Below are 17887 nucleotides of genomic sequence, written 5' to 3'. Positions count from 1 at the left end.
CGGCAACCACCTCACCAGTGAAGGCTCCCGCACCTGTGACCGCATCACGCATCCTCGTCCTCAACTCCGGCTCCTCCTCGCTGAAGTACCAGCTGCTCGACATGGCGGACTCCTCCCGCCTCGCCGGCGGCCTGGTCGAGCGCATCGGCGAGGGCACGTCCCGGCTCGTGCACGAGCCGCTGACCGGACCCGGCGCCGCAGGCGGCAAGCGCGAACGCACCGGGGCGGTCGCCGACCACGAGGCCGCGCTGCGGGTCGTCGCGGCGGAGCTGGCCGCCGACGGGCTGGGGCTGGACTCCCCCGAACTGGCCGCCGTGGGCCACCGGGTGGTGCACGGAGGGACCCGCTTCACCCGGCCGACGGTGGTCGACGACGAGGTGCTGGCGGAGATCCGCAGCCTGATCCCGCTGGCCCCGCTGCACAACCCGGCCAACGTGACCGGCATCGAGGTGGCCCGCTCGCTGCGCGCCGATCTGCCGCAGGTCGCCGTCTTCGACACGGCCTTCCACGCGACGGTGCCGGAGTACGCGGCCCGGTACGCGATCGACGCCGAGACGGCGCAGAAGTACTCCATCCGGCGGTACGGGTTCCACGGCACCTCCCACTCCTACGTGTCGCGGGCGACCGCCGCCCTCCTCGGACGGCCGGTGGAGGACGTCAACGTGATCGTGCTGCACCTGGGCAACGGCGCCTCGGCCTCGGCCGTGCGGGGCGGGGTCTGCGTGGAGACGTCGATGGGCCTGACCCCGCTGGAAGGGCTGGTCATGGGGACCCGGTCGGGTGATCTTGATCCGGCCGTGATCTTCCACCTGTCGCGGGTAGGCGGCCTCTCGGTGGATGAGATCGATTCGCTACTGAACAAGAAGAGCGGTCTGCTGGGCATGTGCGGCGACAACGACATGCGCGAGGTGCTGCGGCGCGCGGGCGAGGGGGACGAGGCGGCGTCGACGGCGTTCGCGGCGTACGTCCACCGGCTGAAGAAGTACATAGGCGCCTACTCGGCCGTGCTCGGGCGGGTGGACGCGGTGACGTTCACGGCCGGGGTCGGCGAGAACGCCCACCAGGTCAGGGAGGCTGCGGTGGACGGGCTGAGCGAGCTGGGCCTCGCGCTCGACCCGGAGGCCAACGCGGTGCGCTCGGCGCAGCCGCGGGTGATCTCGGCGGCGCACGCCCGGGTGGCCGTGGCCGTGGTACCGACGGATGAGGAGCTGGAGATCGCCGCCCAGGTCTACGCGCTGGTTACCCAGTAGTCACTTGGACTTTCCACCAGACGGAATATTCCGCTACGAAACAAACCGATAGGATCCGCTCCATGCGCCGTTCCAAAATCGTCTGCACGCTGGGCCCCGCCGTCGACTCGTATGAGCAGCTGAAAGCGCTCACCGAGGCAGGCATGAACGTGGCCCGATTCAACTTCAGCCACGGATCCCAGGCAGAACACCAGGAGCGGTACGACCGCGTCCGGAAGGTCTCCGAGGACACCGGGCGCGCCATCGGCGTCCTCGCCGACCTCCAGGGCCCGAAGATCCGTCTGGAGACCTTCGCCGAGGGTCCCGTCGAGCTGGTGCGCGGTGACGAGTTCACCATCACCGTCGAGGACGTCCCGGGCGACAAGTCCATCTGCGGCACCACCTACAAGGGCCTGCCGGGCGACGTCGCCAAGGGCGACCCGATCCTGATCAACGACGGCAACGTCGAGCTGCGGGTCACCGAGGTCGACGCCGTCCGCGTCAAGACCATCGTCATCGAGGGCGGTGTCATCTCGGACCACAAGGGCATCAACCTGCCCGGCGCGGCCGTGAACGTCCCGGCCCTGTCGGAGAAGGACATCGACGACCTGCGCTTCGCGCTGCGGATGGGCTGCGACATGGTCGCCCTGTCCTTCGTGCGCGACGCCAACGACGTCAAGGACGTCCACAAGGTGATGGACGAGGTCGGCCGCCGGGTCCCCGTCATCGCCAAGGTGGAGAAGCCGCAGGCCGTCGAGAACATGGCCGCCGTGGTGGACGCCTTCGACGCCGTCATGGTGGCCCGTGGCGACCTGGCCGTCGAGTACCCGCTCGAAAAGGTGCCGATGGTGCAGAAGCGGCTCATCGAGATGTGCCGCCGCAACGCCAAGCCGGTGATCGTCGCGACCCAGATGATGGAATCGATGATCACCAACTCCCGCCCCACCCGCGCGGAGGCGTCCGACGTCGCCAACGCGATCCTGGACGGCGCGGACGCGGTCATGCTGTCGGCGGAGTCCTCGGTCGGCGCCTACCCGATCGAGACCGTCAAGACGATGTCGAAGATCGTCGCGGCGGCGGAGGAGGAGCTCCTGTCCAAGGGCCTCCAGCCGCTGGTCCCGGGCAAGAAGCCCCGTACGCAGGGCGGCTCCGTCGCCCGCGCGGCCTGCGAGATCGCCGACTTCCTCGGCGGCAAGGCGCTGATCGCCTTCACCCAGTCCGGCGACACGGCCCGGCGGCTCTCGCGCTACCGCGTGCAGCAGCCGATCCTGGCCTTCACCACGGACCAGAACACCCGCAACCAGCTCACGCTGAGCTGGGGCGTCGAGTCCTACATCGTCCCGCACGTGGACACCACGGACGCGATGGTCGACCTGGTGGACGGCGAGCTGCTCAAGCTCGGCCGCTACAACACCGGCGACACCATGGTGATCACGGCCGGCTCTCCCCCCGGCGTCCCGGGCACGACCAACATGGTCCGCGTCCACCACCTGGGCGGCGCACTCAGCGCCTGACCCACCCGCTCCTCCTCTGCCGCACAGAGACCGAGGACGGCACGACGAAGCTCCCGGCAGCGCAACGCCGCCGGGAGCTTCGCTTCATTTCTCGGGTTACTCCGGGGGACCGACGTAGTTGTGCAGGCCCGGGACCGTGAGGTTGCCGCCGAACTGGCCGGCCTGGACGACCTTGACGTTGGTGAAGAACGCGAAGGGGACGTTCAGGGGCGGCGGGGAGTTCGGGGTGAACTCGATCGGGATCAGCCCGAACAGGTTCCCCTTGAGGCTCTCGGTGTACATCGTCACCTTGCCGCCGCGGATCGTGGACGTCGAGCCCGGGCGGGACTTGAGGTGGGCGACGTTGCCCGTCTTGCCGACCGTCTGGTAGAGGTCCTTGATGTCCAGGGAGTCCGCGGTGAACTTGAGGACCTTCTTGGTCTTGCCGCCCGCCGTCTTCACCTCGACGATGCCCGCGTAGTCCAGGCCGTAGAGGGTCAGCATCGAACTGTCGAGGTACCACGGCTCGTCCGGCAGCAGCGGGATGCCCTGCTCCAGGGAGGCGTCGGCGAGGGCCTTGGCGTCGTAGGTCGGGCAGGGGAAGGGTTCCTTCCCGTCCGCGTCCTTGGCCGCCGCGGGGGAACCGGACGGGGAGGGCGAGGCCGTCGGCCCGTCGCCGGCCGTCTTGCCCGTCTTGCCCGTCTCGTCCTTCGGGGTCTTGGCGGTGTCCTTGACGTCCTGCGGCAGCTCCTGGACCGAGGCGCCCGCCTTCTTGGCCGCCTCGCGGATCGCGTCCGCGGAGGGGTCCGGGGCGGGCGTGGCGGTCTTGGTGGGCGCGGGAGTCGCCGGGGTGGCCGGCTTCGTCGCGTCCTGGAGGGGCTTGGTGAGCCCTCCGACCAGGCCCGAGAGCGCGTCGCCGACACCCAGCGGGTCCAGCGGGTTCTTCGGCTTCGCCGCCGGCGCGGACGCCGAGGGCGAGGGAGAGGCGGACTGCGGGGCGCTCTGCTTCGGCACCGACTTCGGAGCCTCGGCGGCGGGCTTCGAAGCCGACGGGGTCGGCCCGGGCTTCGGTGCCGCGCTCGCGCCGGGTGACGCGGACGCGCCGGGCGAGGGCGAGGCGGAGGTGGAGGGCGAGCCGGACGGCGTCGGGGACGCCGACTGCGTGGGCTCGTCGGAGCGGGTCACACACGGGCCGGGCGCGAAGGGGATGTCCTTGTCGTCGGCCAGGGCCAGCTTCGGGGCGAGGCCCATCCCGACGAACACGGCCGTCGGCATCGCCGCCAGCGCCATCGTCTTGCCGACGGGTATCTGGATCTTGTTCAGCAGCGACTTCCGGGGCGCCGCGTGCCGCGGACCCCTTCTTTCGCGGGACTGCGCGTCAGGGACCACGCCCTGCTGCGTCTCGTCACCCCGCACTGTTCCTCCCGCCATCGGCGTGGGCAGTCGTCTCGCTCGGGTAGCTCGGGTAGGCCGTCTCCATGCCGCGCTGACCGGGGACGCCGCCCACGGGGGCGTCCGCGTACGCCGGCGCGTGGTCCGTCACCCCTTCGGCCTCGGCCTCGGGTCCGGCCGGCTTGCCCGGTGCCCACGACAGCGCGAGCGCCCCGCCGAGCAGCGAGAACAGGAAGCCGATGAAGAAACCGCCGAGGTTGGACACCGGCAGGGACACCAGGGCGAGGAGGATCGACGCCACACCGGCGAAGACCCGGATGCCCTGCTGGAACCAGAGGGCCACGCCGAGGGTCATCAGCAGGATGCCGATGATCAGCGAACCCGCGCCCGCGGTGGTCGCCATGGCGATGGTGATGTTGCCCAGCCGGAGGTCCGCGTAGGGGAAGTACGCGATGGGAAAACCGCCGATGAGAGTGAACAGGCCCGCCCAGAAGGGCCGGCCGCCCCTCCAGGCGCGGAAGCGGTAGTACACCACGGTGAGCCAAGCGTCGTCTGCGGCGCGAACCGGGGCCTGGGGGTTCATGGACAACAGCTCCCTGGAAACGGTGGTACGGAGAACTCTGTGGTGCTCGGAGGGACGGGCGGCGACGGCCGCCACCGCCCGCCTCTACCGCTCACCTGCCGGGAACGACTACTTCTCGTCCTGGTAGCACGGCTGGTCACCGCTGAGCAGACGCAGCTTGAGGTCGGGCAGCGTGAAGGTGCCCGCCGTCGTCGCCCACGCCTTCTGGCGCACGTTCGTCAGCACGGCCTTCTTGGCGCGCTGCGAGAACAGGGCACCGTTGGCCACCGTGCCGGCCTGCGGCGCGGTGGGGTGGTCCTTGTCGGCCGCCGCGTCCACCGCGACACCGATGTCGAGGTTGGTGAACGTGGCGTCGGTGTCGAGCTCGGCGACGTCCAGGTAGATGTTCTCCGCGACCGCGGGCTTGCCCTTGTTGCCGGTCTGGAGCTTCATCGTGATCGCGCCGAGGCCGGGGATCGGCGTCACCAGCGACTGGCACATGTTGGTGATCTCGGCGTGCCGGAACCCGGAGATGGTGACCGGGTGCGCCGCGTCCTTGCCGTCGAGGCCCTTGCCCTTGGCAACGCTGCCGTACTGCAGCAGGTCGTCACCGTCCAGCTTGTCGGCCGAGACCTTGAAGTCCTGGCCGGAGACGCTGAAGGACGCCGCGAGGGCACCCTGCGCCAGTCCCACACCGACCGCGGCCGTGGCCGCGATGCTCGGCACCATGACGAGCGCGAAGCGCTTCCATCTGGTCCCACCACGAACCTGAGAACTCATCTTGTTCCTCCTTCTCGGACGTACATCTCCGGTCCGGGCCGTGCCCGTCCTGGGATGGGAGAAGTGCTACGTCCTCGGGAAGGAGCGCAGGTGCCCGAGCCGCAGCAGAGCCGCGTCGCGTACACCGGCGTTCACCCCCGAGCGACAACCACTGGGCCACGCGTTCGCGCAACCAGGAGGACAGGCTCCGCCGGTGCGGCGAAGACCCCCCTGTCCTACGGCCGGTGCCACTGCCACCGGCCGGCTCGGTGGGGACCCTCGCCGCGGCTCCGGATGAGCGGCTCTGCGGGAAGGACCGAGCGTCGCCGATCGTGGTCCATTCCCGGCCTGTACACAAGGGGGTTCGTTACTGGCGGGTAACGGCTGGATAACCACGGTGCGGCGCGCCGTCGTCGGGCAGCAACACAGGGTGTTACCCAGGGCCACGACAATGAGGAGGAATACGAACCAACCGGACAGAACACGGGGTTCGATTTACTGGGAGTAACAGCAGCCGCGATTGCCAAGTTTTGGCAAAGCGCGGCCGCTGTTTATCTCCGTGTCAACAAATCGCCGGTGGCGCACCACCCGCGACACGCCGCCTAGAACAGCACCCGGGCCAGCGCAGTCCGGGCCGCCGAGACCCTCGGGTCGTCCGCGCCGATGACCTCGAACAGCTCCAGCAGCCGCAGCCGTACGGCGTCCCGGTCCTCACCGAACGTCACGCGCACCGTGTCCACGAGGCGCCCGAAGGCGTCCTCCACGTGGCCGCCGACCAGATCGAGGTCCGCCGCGGCGATCTGCGCCTGCGGGTCCTTCGGATTCCCGGCCGCCGCCGCGCGCACCGCCTGCGGATCCATGTGCTGGACCCGGGAGAGCAGCTCGGCCTGGGCCAGCCCCAGCTTCGCCTCGGTGTTGCCGGGGTCGTCGACCAGCACGTTCTTGTACGCCTGCACCGCTCCGGCCAGGTCACCGGCGTCCAGCGCCACGACCGCCGCCTCCAGCAGCGCGTCGTACGGACCGGCGGCGGGACCGGCGGCGGAGGCCGCGGCCGGCTCCGGGGCGCCTTCGGCGGCCGGGTCGACCTGGAGCCCGAGCAGGCCGAAGCGTTCTTCGGCGACCTGGACCAGCTGGGCCAGCGTCGCGCGGATCTCCTGCTCCGGGGCCGCGCCCTGGAACAGCGGCAGCACCTGGCCGGCCACCACGGCGAAGACGGCCGGGATGCCCTGGATGCCGAACTGCTGCATCAGCATCTGGTTGGCGTCGACGTCGATCTTGGCCAGTACGAGCCGGCCGTTCGCCTCGACGGTCAGCCGCTCCAGCAGCGGGCCGAGCTGCTTGCACGGCTCGCACCACTCGGCCCAGAAGTCGAGGACGACCGGAACCTGGTCGGAGAGGCGGATGACGGTGCTGTCGAAGGCGGCCTCGTCTACGTCGATGACGAGTGCGGACGGCGGTACGGCGCCGGCGGACGCGCCGCCGCCCTGCCGGGCCGCCTCGGCGCGCGCCTGCTCGGCCTTGGCCTTCGCGTCGGCGGCCGCCTTCACCGCGGCGAGGTCGACGACGCCGCTCATGGACATGTTTCTGGGCTGCATGCGTACATCCTCCCCCGTGTGCGCGCGCCGACGAAAAAGATCGGGCAAGCCGGCCCGGAAATTACCGCGCCGGTGTCCCCCTGTGGCGCCGGGTCCCCACCTGGCGCCTGTAGCTTCGCGTGGTTGTCGCTCTTACGCTACGAGCCGTAGCGTAACTCGCGGGGACCCCGTGCGGGCATCCGGGTGCCGTGATCTGAACCACAGCGAGCGGGGTCCCGGCCGCTGCCCTACTGGCGGGTATGGTCTCGGCCATGCGCAACCCCAGCCCCGGCCCCAGCTCCCCGCCCGGCCGCACCGGCCGTCCCCGCAGCGCGGCGGCGGACGCGGCGATCCTGGCGGCGACGCGGGAGGCGCTGGTGGAGCTGGGCTGGTCGAAGCTGACGATGGGGGACGTATCGGCCCGGGCGGGGGTCGCGAAGACCACCCTCTACCGGCGCTGGGCGGGCAAGAACGAGCTGGTGGTGGACGCGGTCGCGGAGCTCTTCGACGCGCTGGAACTTCCCGACCGGGGCTCGCTCGAAGCCGACATCGAGCACGTGGTGCTCCAGTTCGCGCAGCTGCTGGGGCGCCCGGAGGCCCGTACGGCCCTGATGGCGGTGGTCGCCGAGTCCACCCGGGACCCGGCGCTGCGCGACCGGATCCGGTCGGCGATCGTCGACCGGCAGAAACGTCTCGTCGTACTGGGACGCGAACGTGCGCAGGCCCGCGGGGAACTCCCGTACGAGGAGGACGAGTCGCTCACCGGGCACACCACCGACCTGATCTTCGACGTCATCGCGGGCACGGTGGTCCACCGGGCGCTGGTGAGCTGCGAACCGGTGGACGAACTCTGGGTCGCCGCCTTCACGACGCTCCTCATGCACGGCCTCCGGGGCGCGCCCGGGGCGTGAAGCCCCGCCCTACGGCCGCGAGCGCGGCCCGGCCCGCGTACAGGCCGGCCTCACGGTAGCCCGCGCCGCGGGAGTCCACCTCGTGGAAGCCCCCGTCGGTGAGCAGCGCGCTCGCCGCCACCCCGCCGAGCCCTTCCCGGACGCCCTCCCACAGGGCGGGCAGGAACCCGCCGGGCAGCCGCGACCCCGGCACGGCGTGCAGGAACTCCGCCCCGCCGCCGGGGCCGGGCGGCTCGAAGTCGAGGACGACGTACGCGTACGGTCCGCAGCCGGTCTGCTTCAGCACGCGGACGCTCACCCCGCGCACGGCAATAGGCAGGCCGGGAACAGGGAGCCCCGGCCAGGAAGGGGAAGACCGGTCACGTCCGCCACCGTAGTCGGGACCCGACCGGCCGTTCCACGTCCTTGCGCGCGGGCCCGTGGCCCGGCGGCCTCAGAAGCCCGGCGGCTCGGTGTACGTGCCCCACTCGTCCCGCAGGGCGTTGCAGATCTCGCCCATCGTGGCCTCGGCGCGTACCGCGTCCAGCATCGCCGGGATCATGTTCGAACCGTCCCGCGCGGCGGCCAGCATGGCCTCCAGCGACCGCTCGACCTTCGCCGCGTCGCGCCGCTCCTTGCGCTCCGCGAGCTCGCGCACCTGGACGCGCTCGACCTCGTGGCTGACGCGGAGGATCTCCAGGTCGCCGGTGACGGAGCCGTGGTGGACGTTGACACCGACGACCCGCTTGTCGCCCTTCTCCAGCGCCCGTTGGTACTGGAACGCCGACTCGGCGATCTCGCCGGTGAACCAGCCGTCCTCGATGCCGCGCAGGATGCCGGAGGTGATCGGCCCGATCGGGTGCCGGCCGTCGGGGTGGGCGCGCAGACCGCGCTCCTTGATCTGCTCGAAGATCTTCTCCGCGTCGGCCTCGATGCGGTCGGTGAGCTGCTCGACGTACCAGGAACCGCCCAGCGGGTCCGCCACGTTGGCGACGCCGGTCTCCTCCATCAGCACCTGCTGCGTGCGCAGGGCGATCTCGGCGGCCTGCTCGCTCGGCAGCGCGAGGGTCTCGTCGAGGGCGTTGGTGTGCAGCGAGTTGGTGCCGCCGAGGACCGCCGCGAGGGCTTCGACGGCGGTCCGCACGACGTTGTTGTACGGCTGCTGGGCGGTGAGGGAGACACCGGCGGTCTGGGTGTGGAAGCGCAGCCACATCGTCTTGTCGGACTTCGCGCCGTACACCTCCTTCATCCAGCGGGCCCAGATCCTGCGGGCGGCGCGGAACTTGGCGATCTCCTCGAAGAAGTCGAGGTGTGCGTCGAAGAAGAAGGAGAGCCCGGAGGCGAAGTGGTCGACGTCCAGGCCCCGGGAGAGGCCCAGCTCCACGTATCCGAAGCCGTCGGCGAGGGTGTACGCCAGCTCCTGAGCGGCCGTCGCCCCGGCCTCACGGATGTGGTAGCCGGACACCGACAGCGGCTTGTAGGCCGGGATGCCGTTCGCGCAGTACTCCATGAGGTCGCCGATGAGGCGCAGGTGCGGCTCCGGTTCGAAGAGCCACTCCTTCTGGGCGATGTACTCCTTGAAGATGTCGGTCTGGAGCGTGCCGTTGAGCACGGCGGGGTCGACGCCCTGCCGCTCGGCGGCGACCAGGTACATGCAGAACGCGGGGACGGCGGGCCCGCTGATGGTCATGGAGGTGGTGACGTCGCCCAGCGGGATGTCCTTGAACAGGACCTCCATGTCGGCGGCGGAGTCTATGGCGACCCCGCAGTGGCCGACCTCGCCGAGCGCGCGGGGGTCGTCGGAGTCGCGGCCCATGAGGGTCGGCATGTCGAAGGCGACCGAGAGCCCGCCGCCGCCGGCGGCCAGGATCATCTTGTAGCGCTCGTTGGTCTGCTCGGCGTTCCCGAACCCGGCGAACTGCCGGATGGTCCAGGTCCGGCCGCGGTAGCCGGTGGCGTGCAGGCCGCGGGTGAAGGGGTACTCCCCCGGCCAGCCGATGCGCTCGAATCCCTCGTACGAGTCTCCGGGGCGGGGCCCGTAGACGGGGTCGACGTCATCTCCGGAGAGCGTCGTGAAATCGGCCTCGCGCTTGCGGGCCTTGTCATACCGGGCCTGCCAGCGTCGGCGGCCCTCCTCGATGGCGTCAGCGTCCATACCCATGAATTTACTAGGACGTCCTAGTAAATGTCGATGGCAAACCCCCGGGGAGTCCTCCCGGGGGCAGGTGGATCCAGGCCTGGCGCGAGCCGGACGCGAGGCGCGGGCCGCCGGCGGGCCGGGGCGGGCGCCCGCGCGGGGCCTACGCCCGGGCGGTGGCCAGGCCGTCGGTGACCAGGGGCTCGATCTCCGCGCGGACCTTGCGCTCGACGAAGAACGCGGCGAGCGGGATGGTGCCGCTCGCCAGGACCCAGATCATCTTGCCGAACGGCCACTTCGCCTTGGAGCTCAGGTCGAAGGCGAAGACCAGGTAGATCATGAAGAGCACGCCGTGGATCTGGGAGACCACCAGGGTCAGGTCCGCGCCCTTGTCGAATCCGTACTTGAAGATCATGCAGGTGCACAGCACCAGCAGCATCACGGCGGTGGCGAAGGCCATCACCCGGTACCGGGTCAGCACGCTCTTTTTCATGCCACCGAGACTAGCTGTCCGATATGCGCGATCTTGACGCGGGCCCCGCGGCCGCCCTGTGACGCCGCGCACCCCTGCGCGTCACTTCTCCTCGAAGTCCCCGGCCGCCACCCGCAGCGGGCGCAGCAGCGCGAAGATCTCGCCGCACTCCTCGGAGTCGTACGCGCCCAGCCCGAAGTCGATCTCCATCAGGTCCCGGGTGGCGGCCTCGACGACCTCGCGGCCCTTGTCCGTGATGGAAGCGAGCGTGCCGCGGCCGTCGTTCGGGTTCGGGCGCTTGTCCACCAGCCCCGAGCGCACCAGGCGGTCCACGGTGTTCGTCACCGAGGTCGGGTGGACCATCAGCCGCTCCCCGATCTTCGACATCGGCAGTTCACCGGCCTGCGAGAAGGTGAGGAGCACCAGCGCCTCGTAGCGCGCGAAGGTCAGACCGTACGGCTTCACGACGGCGTCGACCTCGCCGAGCAGGATCTGGTGCGCCCGCATGATCGAGGTGATCGCGGACATCGAGGGCACCGGCCCCCAGCGCTGCTGCCAGAGCTCGTCGGCGCGGGCGATGGGGTCGAAGGGAAGGCTGAGCGGCTTGGACACCCGCCAGACCCTACCGGGCGGTCATTTGACGGTCAGCCCCGTCTCACGCTTCGGCCCCCGCACGGGATCCGCCGCGCCCGAGTGAGGAAGAGGGCGGGGCGGGACCGGGTCGACGGGCGCGTACCGCTCCGCCCGCGGGTCGGACCCGTACGCCCGCTTGATGCCCCGGAAGTGCCAACTGCACCCCGCCGACGGGGCGGTTCCGCGGCGGGCCGCGCGCTCAGGGCCGCGCGCTCAGGGCCGTACGGGTGGACGTGCGCGGCAGTGCGGTGCGGTGCGGCGGCATGCGGACGCCCCCGGCGGGTGGGCCGGGGGCGCGGGCGGGATCAGCGGGCGGCGGTCAGGCCGCGGCCTCGGCGCGCGCCCGGGCCGCCACCACGCTGTCGGCCTCGTCACGCTTGAGCACCCGGTCGCCGTAGAGACCGCCGAAGGGCACCAGGGCCAGCAGGAAGAACAGCGCGACCTTCTTGGCCGGCCACTTGGCCCGGTTCCAGACGTCCAGCAGGAACACCACGTACAGGACGAAGAGGATGCCGTGCAGCGCGCCCAGGGGCATGACCAGGTTGATGTCCGAGATCCGGCTGAGCAGCGAGCCGAAGATCAGCAGGGCCGGGAACGACAGCGCCTCCGGTACGGAGACGAGGCGCAGCCGGTGCAGGGCGGAGGCGGTCTTGATGTCCACGAGGAACCTTCGGGGGGTCGAGGCGATGGTCCGAACCAGTCTCTCAGCCGCCCGCGGAGATCTTGACCGGGCCCCCGTGCGCCGCCGGACAGGCCCTTCGTGGCGGATATCGGGCAGGGGCCACTGTTCGGCCCGGCCCCCTGCCGATACCGTCTCCCCGTGGCTCAGTTCCGACTCCAAGGCAGCAAGGTGCTCGCCGTCGACCTGACCGGGGACGCCGTGAAAGCGAAAAACGGCTCCATGGTCGCGTACGACGGCCAGATGGCCTTCAAGAAGATGACCGGCGGCGGCGAAGGCCTGCGCGGCATGGTGACCCGCCGGCTGACCGGCGAACAGATGACCGTGATGGAGGTGCAGGGGCACGGCACCTGCTTCTTCGCCGACCGCGCGAGCGAGATCAACCTGGTCAACCTGCACGGCGAGAAGCTCCACGTCGAGGCCAGCAACCTGCTGTGCACCGACGCGGGGCTGCGCACCGGCACCACCTTCACCGGCCTGCGCGGCGGGGCGACGGGCAACGGCCTGTTCACCACCACCGTCGAGGGCTCCGGCCAGGCGGCGATCATGTCGGACGGCCCGGCGGTGGTGCTGCGCGTCAGCGCCCAGTACCCGCTGTCCGTGGACCCGGGGGCGTACATCGCGCACACCGGCAACCTCCGGCAGTCGTTCCAGTCCGGGATCAACTTCCGCACGCTGATCGGCGAGGGCTCGGGCGAGTCCTTCCAGATCCGCTTCGAGGGCGAGGGCCTGGTGTACGTGCAGCCCAGCGAGCGCAACACCATCGGGGGCGACCTCTGATGCCGTTCCGCGAGATCAACTCGAAGATGGTCGAGGCCCAGGTCGTGCCCGGGCAGAGGATGTACAGCCAGCGCGGGGCGATGCTCGCCTACCGCGGTGAGGTGTCCTTCACCCCGAGCCTGACCGGTGGCCAGGGCGGGGTCATGGGCATGATCGGGCGCCGGGTGGCGAACGAGCAGACCCCGCTGATGACGGTCGAGGGCAGCGGCACCGTGATGTTCGGCCACGGCGGCCACCACATCCAGGTGATCAACCTGTCCGGCGAGACCCTGTACGTGGAGGCGGACCGGTTGCTCGCCTTCGACGGAACCCTCCAGCAGGGCACGATGTTCATGGGCTCGCAGGGCGGCGTCATGGGCATGGTGCGCGGCCAGGTGACCGGCCAGGGCCTGTTCACCACCACCCTCAAGGGCCACGGCTCGGTCGCCGTGATGGCCCACGGCGGGGTCATCGAGCTGCCCATCACGCCCCAGCGGCCGGTCCACGTCGACCCGCAGGCGTACGTGGCCCACCACGGGGACGTGCGCAACAAGCTCTCCACGGCGCTCGGCTGGCGGGACATGGTCGGACGCGGTTCGGGCGAGGCGTTCCAGCTGGAGCTGTCCGGCCAGGGCGCCGTGTACGTACAGGCCTCGGAGGAGAAGCTGTGACGTATTACTCCGGAACGAACGGTCCCGCGAGCGGCGGCCCCGGCGGCCCGACCGTCTTCGACCCGCACACGCTGCCCAGCGACGACAACGTGAACGCGTACACCTTCTGCGTGGAGCTCAAGGGCGGCCAGTGGTTCCTGCAGAAGGGCAAGATGATCTCGTACTACGGGAGCATCGAGTTCAACGGCGTCGGCAACGGCCGGTTCGACCGGCTGCTGCGCACGAGCTTCCACTCGCCGCTGCACGCGAGCGACTGGGTGGTCGCCGAGGGCCAGGGCAAGATGCTGCTGGCCGACCGGGCCTTCGATGTGAACTCGTACGACCTGGACGAGGGGAACCTGACGATCCGGTCGGGGAACCTGCTGGCCTACCAGCCCACCCTGGCCCTCAAGCAGTCGATCGTCCCCGGCTTCCTGACGCTGATCGGCACCGGGAAGTTCGTGGCGGCGTCCAACGGGCCGGTGGTGTTCATGGAGCCGCCGCTGCGCGTGGACCCCCAGGCGCTGGTGGGGTGGGCGGACTGCCCTTCGCCGTGCCACCACTACGACCACGGGTACATGTCCGGGGTGATCGGCGGCCTGCGCTCGCTGACGGGCCTGGGCGGCTCCTCGGGCGAGGAGCACCAGTTCGAGTTCGTGGGGGCGGGGACGGTGCTGCTGCAGTCGTCGGAGACGCTGATGGCGGAGCAGGCGGTCGGGGCGGTGGGCACCGGCGCCGTCGGCGGACAGAACCAGGGGGTCCCGGGGGCGGGTGAGGGGCCGCTGGGACAGCTCGGCGTACCGCGGATGCCGGGGCAGCTGGGTGATCTGCAACGGCGCTTGGGGCTGTGAGCGCGTACCGTGACCGTCTTCGGCCCCGTCCTATTTTTGTACGCAATTCAACTTCTTAGGTAGACTTTCAGTCATGGAGACCATGGAGACCGAGACGGCCACGCGCTGGCTTACCGACGCGGAGCAGTGCGCCTGGCGCACTCACCTGGACGTCAGCAGACTGCTGATGCACCAGCTGGAAAAGGATCTCCAGCCCTTCGGACTCACCAACAACGACTACGAGATCCTCGTGAACCTCTCGGAGTCGGAGCACCACCGGATGCGGATGAGCGACCTCGCGACCGCCACCCTCCAGTCGAAGAGCCGGCTCTCCCACCAGATCACCCGGATGGAGTCGGCCGGACTGGTCACCCGGGTGAACTGCGAGTCCGACCGCCGCGGCCTGTACGCGGTGCTCACCGACGAGGGCATGGAAACCATGCGCAAGGTCGCTCCGCGCCACGTGGCGTCCGTACGGCAGCACTTCATCGACCTGCTCAGCCCGCAGGACCTGGCGGCGCTGCGCGCCTCCCTGGCGCCGGTGGCCGACCACCTGCGCGACCAGCGCGGCAAGGCCTGACCGCGCGCCGTCCGCCCGGAACGGCGAGTGGGCCTGCGCGGGGGACCCGGCGCGCCTAGACTGGCGGACGCCCGGAGTACCCGATCTTCGAGGGAGCGGCTCATGGCCAAGCGCGGCAACAAGAAGCGAGCACGCAAGAAGAAGAAGGCGAACCACGGCAAGCGTCCCAACGCCTGACCGCGGAAGCCCGCCCCACAGATCCACGAGCGCCGCGCCCCGCGATGACGGGGGCGCGGCGCTCGCGCGTGTCCGGGCCGGATCCGAGTCCGGTGTCCGGGTCCGGATCCGAGTCCGGTGTCCGGATCCGGGTCCGGGTCCGGGTCCGGGTCCGGGTCCGGGTCCGGGTCCTAGGCTTCCGTCAGCGTCGCCAGCAGTGCGTCGGAGGCCGCGTACGGGTCCAGCTCGCCGGTGGCGACCTTGGCTGCGAGGGTCCCCAGGTGCGCGTCGCCGTGCAGGTCCGCCATGCGGGCCCGCAGCGCCGTCACCGCGATGGTCTCCACCTCCCGGGCGGCGCGGGCGGTCCGGCGCTCGGCCAGCACCCCGCGCTCGTCCATCCACGCCCGGTGCTTCTCCAGCGCCTCGACCAGCTCGTCGATGCCCTGGCCGCGGGCGGCGACCGTCTTGACGATCGGCGGCCGCCAGTCCCCCGGCCCGCGGGACTCCCCGAGGCCGAGCATGTGGTTCAGCTCCCGGGCGGTCGCGTCGGCGCCGTCCCGGTCGGCCTTGTTCACCACGTACACGTCGCCGATCTCCAGGATCCCCGCCTTCGCGGCCTGGATCCCGTCGCCCATGCCCGGCGCCAGCAGCACCACCGAGGTGTCGGCCTGCGAGGCGATCTCCACCTCCGACTGCCCGACCCCGACCGTCTCGACGAGGATCACCTCGCAGCCGGCCGCGTCCAGCACCCGGATCGCCTGCGGCGCCGCCCAGGCCAGACCGCCCAGGTGGCCGCGCGTGGCCATGGACCGGATGTAGACGCCCGGGTCGGAGGCGTGGTCGGACATGCGCACCCGGTCGCCGAGCAGGGCGCCCCCGCTGAACGGCGAGGACGGGTCCACCGCGAGCACGCCGACCCGCTTGCCGGCCTTGCGGTAGGCCGACACCAGGGCCGACGTGGACGTGGACTTGCCCACGCCCGGGGAGCCCGTGAGGCCCACCACGTACGCCCCGCCGGTCAGCGGGGCCAGGGCGGCCATCACCTCGCGCAACTGCGGGGACGCCCCCTCGACCAGGGAGATCAGCCGGGCCACGGCCCGCGGGCGGCCCTCTCGGGCCTGGGCCACCAGCGTGGGGACGTCCACCGTCGTCATCCTCGCGGTACCTACGCCTTCGCGCCGTTGCCGGGCACGCGGACGATCAGGGCGTCACCCTGACCGCCGCCGCCGCACAGGGCGGCCGCGCCGACCCCGCCGCCGCGCCGGGCCAGCTCCAGGGCCAGGTGCAGCACCACGCGGGCGCCGGACATGCCGATCGGGTGTCCCAGGGCGATGGCGCCGCCGTTGACGTTCACCTTTTCCGGGGTCACGCCGAGGTCCTTCATTGACTGCACGGCGACCGCCGCGAACGCCTCGTTGATCTCGATCAGGTCGAGGTCCGCGACCTCCAGGCCCTCCTTCTTGAGGGCGTGCTGGATGGCGTTCGAGGGCTGCGACTGGAGCGAGTTGTCCGGTCCGGCCACGTTGCCGTGCGCGCCGATCTCGGCGATCCACTCCAGGCCCAGCTCCTCGGCCTTGGCCTTGCTCATCACGACCACGGCGGCGGCGCCGTCGCTGATCTGCGAGGAGGTTCCGGCGGTGATGGTGCCGTCCTTGGCGAACGCGGGGCGCAGCTTGCCGAGGGATTCGACGGTGGTCTCGGGGCGGATGCCCTCGTCGTGCGCGAAGATCACCGGGTCGCCCTTGCGCTGCGGGATCTCCACCGGGGTGATCTCCGCCTCGAAGACGCCGTTCTTCTGGGCGGCCGCGGCCCGCTGGTGGGAGGCGGCGGCGAACTCGTCCTGCGGGGCGCGCTCGATGCCCAGGCGGGTGTTGTGCTTCTCGGTGGACTCGCCCATGGCGATGTTCTCGAACGCGTCGGTGAGGCCGTCGTAGGCCATCGCGTCGAGCATCTCGATGGCGCCGTACTTGAATCCCTCGCGGGACTTCGGCAGCAGGTGCGGGGCGTTGGTCATCGACTCCTGGCCGCCGGCGACCACGATGTCGAACTCCCCGGCGCGGATCAGCTGGTCCGCGAGGGCGATGGCGTCGAGGCCCGAGAGGCACACCTTGTTGATGGTGAGCGCGGGCACGCTCATGGGGATGCCGGCCTTGACCGCGGCCTGGCGGGCGGGGATCTGGCCCGCGCCCGCCTGGAGCACCTGTCCCATGATCACGTACTGGACCTGGTCGCCGGAGATCCCGGCCCGTTCCAGCGCGGACTTGATGGCGAAGCCGCCGAGGTCGGCGCCCGAGAAGGACTTCAGCGAGCCGAGCAGACGCCCCATGGGCGTGCGGGCCCCGGCGACGATCACGGAAGTGGTGTTGTTCGTTCCGGACATGAGGCACAGCCCCTTGGATGAGAGGAGTGAACGAGGGTTTACCCGAATGTACTGAGCGGTACCCGCCCAGTCATCGGGCTGTCGGTGTGATCGCTGGCACGTTGCGTGACCACCCTCCTCAGCTGTGCACTGTTCCCATGCTGACAAGAATCGACCACATCGGGATCGCCTGCTTCGACCTCGACAAGACCGTCGAGTTCTACCGTGCCACGTACGGCTTCGAGGTGTTCCACACCGAGGTCAACGAGGAGCAGGGAGTTCGCGAGGCCATGCTCAAGATCAACGAAACCTCCGACGGCGGGGCCTCGTACCTCCAGCTCCTGGAACCCACCCGCGAGGACTCCGCGGTCGGCAAGTGGCTGGCCAAGAACGGCGAGGGCGTCCACCACATCGCCTTCGGCACCGCCGACGTCGACGGCGACGCCGAGGCCATCCGCGGCAAGGGCGTCCGCGTCCTCTACGACGAGCCCCGCACCGGCTCGATGGGCTCCCGGATCACCTTCCTGCACCCCAAGGACTGCCACGGCGTACTCACCGAACTGGTCACCTCGAACCCTGACCACTGATAGCCCGATTCCCCGGCCGGTAGAGTGGCCATGGCTCGGCCGGGGTTCGGTGCGGAGACGGGGTCGGGGCCTGTGACCCCTGCCCCGGTATCTGACACCATTCCCCGGGGGCGTCGTTCAGCGGGCGAGCGATGCTCAATTGGGAG

At 70.6% G+C, this 17887-nt stretch carries 20 protein-coding genes; 9 read left to right on the top strand and 11 right to left on the bottom strand.

From position 1 onward, the window contains the following. Window positions 1-35 precede the first annotated feature (35 nt). Both IE207_RS08985 and pyk read left to right on the top strand, forming a co-directional pair. Entirely contained in the window at window positions 36-1250 is a 1215-nt protein-coding gene (locus IE207_RS08985) for an acetate kinase (protein WP_190183478.1), read from the top strand. Window positions 1251-1312: 62 nt separating this feature from the next. Beyond that, window positions 1313-2743 carry a pyruvate kinase gene (pyk, locus tag IE207_RS08980; RefSeq protein ID WP_190183477.1) on the top strand — a complete coding sequence of 477 codons (1431 nt, stop codon included), beginning with the start codon at window positions 1313-1315 and terminating at the stop codon, window positions 2741-2743. Between the two features lie 96 nt (window positions 2744-2839). Here the strand turns inward: pyk and IE207_RS08975 are convergent, their stop codons facing one another. The 4 genes from IE207_RS08975 to IE207_RS08960 form a co-directional block, all read right to left on the bottom strand. Continuing rightward, window positions 2840-4138 carry a hypothetical protein gene (locus tag IE207_RS08975; RefSeq protein ID WP_190183476.1) on the bottom strand — a complete coding sequence of 433 codons (1299 nt, stop codon included), beginning with the start codon at window positions 4136-4138 and terminating at the stop codon, window positions 2840-2842. Further along, entirely contained in the window at window positions 4128-4697 is a 570-nt protein-coding gene (locus IE207_RS08970) for a DUF6114 domain-containing protein (protein WP_190183475.1), read from the bottom strand. Before IE207_RS08970 ends, IE207_RS08975 begins: the two co-directional genes overlap by 11 nt. Window positions 4698-4805: 108 nt before the next feature. Then, on the bottom strand, window positions 4806-5456 hold the full coding sequence (locus IE207_RS08965; RefSeq protein ID WP_190183474.1) for a DUF6230 family protein: 651 nt from the start codon (window positions 5454-5456) through the stop codon (window positions 4806-4808). Between the two features lie 581 nt (window positions 5457-6037). Further along, entirely contained in the window at window positions 6038-7030 is a 993-nt protein-coding gene (locus tag IE207_RS08960; RefSeq protein ID WP_190183473.1) for a tetratricopeptide repeat protein, read from the bottom strand. A gap of 251 nt (window positions 7031-7281) precedes the next feature. On the opposite strand from IE207_RS08960, the gene IE207_RS08955 reads away from it, so the two are divergent. Then, window positions 7282-7920, top strand: a complete 639-nt coding sequence (locus tag IE207_RS08955; protein WP_190183472.1) for a TetR/AcrR family transcriptional regulator — start codon at window positions 7282-7284, stop codon at window positions 7918-7920. On the opposite strand, the gene IE207_RS08950 is transcribed toward IE207_RS08955, so the two are convergent. From IE207_RS08950 to IE207_RS08930, 5 genes are all read right to left on the bottom strand, one after another. After that, window positions 7886-8206, bottom strand: a complete 321-nt coding sequence (locus IE207_RS08950) for a hypothetical protein (protein WP_190183471.1) — start codon at window positions 8204-8206, stop codon at window positions 7886-7888. The two genes, IE207_RS08955 and IE207_RS08950, sit on opposite strands and share 35 nt — an antisense overlap. 147 nt (window positions 8207-8353) lie before the next feature. Beyond that, complete coding sequence (gene icmA, locus IE207_RS08945) at window positions 8354-10054, bottom strand: coenzyme B12-dependent isobutyryl-CoA mutase large subunit (protein WP_190183470.1); 1701 nt, start codon at window positions 10052-10054, stop codon at window positions 8354-8356. A 145-nt stretch (window positions 10055-10199) separates the two neighbouring features. Next, window positions 10200-10529, bottom strand: coding sequence for a DUF3817 domain-containing protein (locus IE207_RS08940; protein ID WP_190183469.1), 330 nt, complete (start codon window positions 10527-10529; stop codon window positions 10200-10202). An 81-nt stretch (window positions 10530-10610) separates the two neighbouring features. Then, on the bottom strand, window positions 10611-11120 hold the full coding sequence (locus IE207_RS08935; RefSeq protein WP_190183468.1) for a MarR family winged helix-turn-helix transcriptional regulator: 510 nt from the start codon (window positions 11118-11120) through the stop codon (window positions 10611-10613). Window positions 11121-11460: 340 nt separating this feature from the next. Continuing rightward, on the bottom strand, window positions 11461-11802 hold the full coding sequence (locus tag IE207_RS08930) for a DUF3817 domain-containing protein (protein WP_190183467.1): 342 nt from the start codon (window positions 11800-11802) through the stop codon (window positions 11461-11463). Window positions 11803-11961: 159 nt separating this feature from the next. On the opposite strand from IE207_RS08930, the gene IE207_RS08925 reads away from it, so the two are divergent. From IE207_RS08925 to IE207_RS34060, 5 genes are all read left to right on the top strand, one after another. Next, a complete protein-coding gene (locus IE207_RS08925) occupies window positions 11962-12600 on the top strand; it encodes an AIM24 family protein (RefSeq protein WP_190183466.1) in 639 nt (212 codons plus the stop codon). Then, a complete protein-coding gene (locus IE207_RS08920) occupies window positions 12600-13250 on the top strand; it encodes an AIM24 family protein (RefSeq protein ID WP_190183465.1) in 651 nt (216 codons plus the stop codon). The genes IE207_RS08925 and IE207_RS08920 overlap by 1 nt, the downstream gene beginning before the upstream one ends. Beyond that, window positions 13247-14080, top strand: coding sequence for an AIM24 family protein (locus IE207_RS08915; protein ID WP_190183464.1), 834 nt, complete (start codon window positions 13247-13249; stop codon window positions 14078-14080). Before IE207_RS08920 ends, IE207_RS08915 begins: the two co-directional genes overlap by 4 nt. 82 nt (window positions 14081-14162) lie before the next feature. Next, the gene (locus IE207_RS08910) at window positions 14163-14639 is read left to right on the top strand and encodes a MarR family winged helix-turn-helix transcriptional regulator (protein WP_190183643.1); all 477 of its coding nucleotides are present in this window, start codon (window positions 14163-14165) and stop codon (window positions 14637-14639) included. Between the two features lie 102 nt (window positions 14640-14741). Then, entirely contained in the window at window positions 14742-14816 is a 75-nt protein-coding gene (locus tag IE207_RS34060) for a 50S ribosomal protein bL37 (protein WP_099895366.1), read from the top strand. Between the two features lie 170 nt (window positions 14817-14986). Here IE207_RS34060 and meaB read toward each other — a convergent pair whose 3' ends face one another. Both meaB and IE207_RS08900 read right to left on the bottom strand, forming a co-directional pair. Continuing rightward, a complete protein-coding gene (meaB, locus tag IE207_RS08905; protein ID WP_190183463.1) occupies window positions 14987-15949 on the bottom strand; it encodes a methylmalonyl Co-A mutase-associated GTPase MeaB in 963 nt (320 codons plus the stop codon). Between the two features lie 11 nt (window positions 15950-15960). Then, window positions 15961-17175, bottom strand: a complete 1215-nt coding sequence (locus IE207_RS08900; protein ID WP_190183462.1) for an acetyl-CoA C-acetyltransferase — start codon at window positions 17173-17175, stop codon at window positions 15961-15963. Window positions 17176-17312: 137 nt separating this feature from the next. Between IE207_RS08900 and mce the strand changes: the two genes are divergently transcribed. After that, the gene (gene mce, locus IE207_RS08895) at window positions 17313-17741 is read left to right on the top strand and encodes a methylmalonyl-CoA epimerase (RefSeq protein ID WP_190183461.1); all 429 of its coding nucleotides are present in this window, start codon (window positions 17313-17315) and stop codon (window positions 17739-17741) included. The last annotated feature ends 146 nt before the right edge of the window (window positions 17742-17887 follow it).

This window comes from Streptomyces cirratus, from assembly GCF_014650775.1.
Lineage (GTDB): Bacteria > Actinomycetota > Actinomycetes > Streptomycetales > Streptomycetaceae > Streptomyces > Streptomyces cirratus.
Note: the sequence above shows the minus strand (reverse complement) of the source record. Positions and strands in the feature narration are given on the sequence as shown.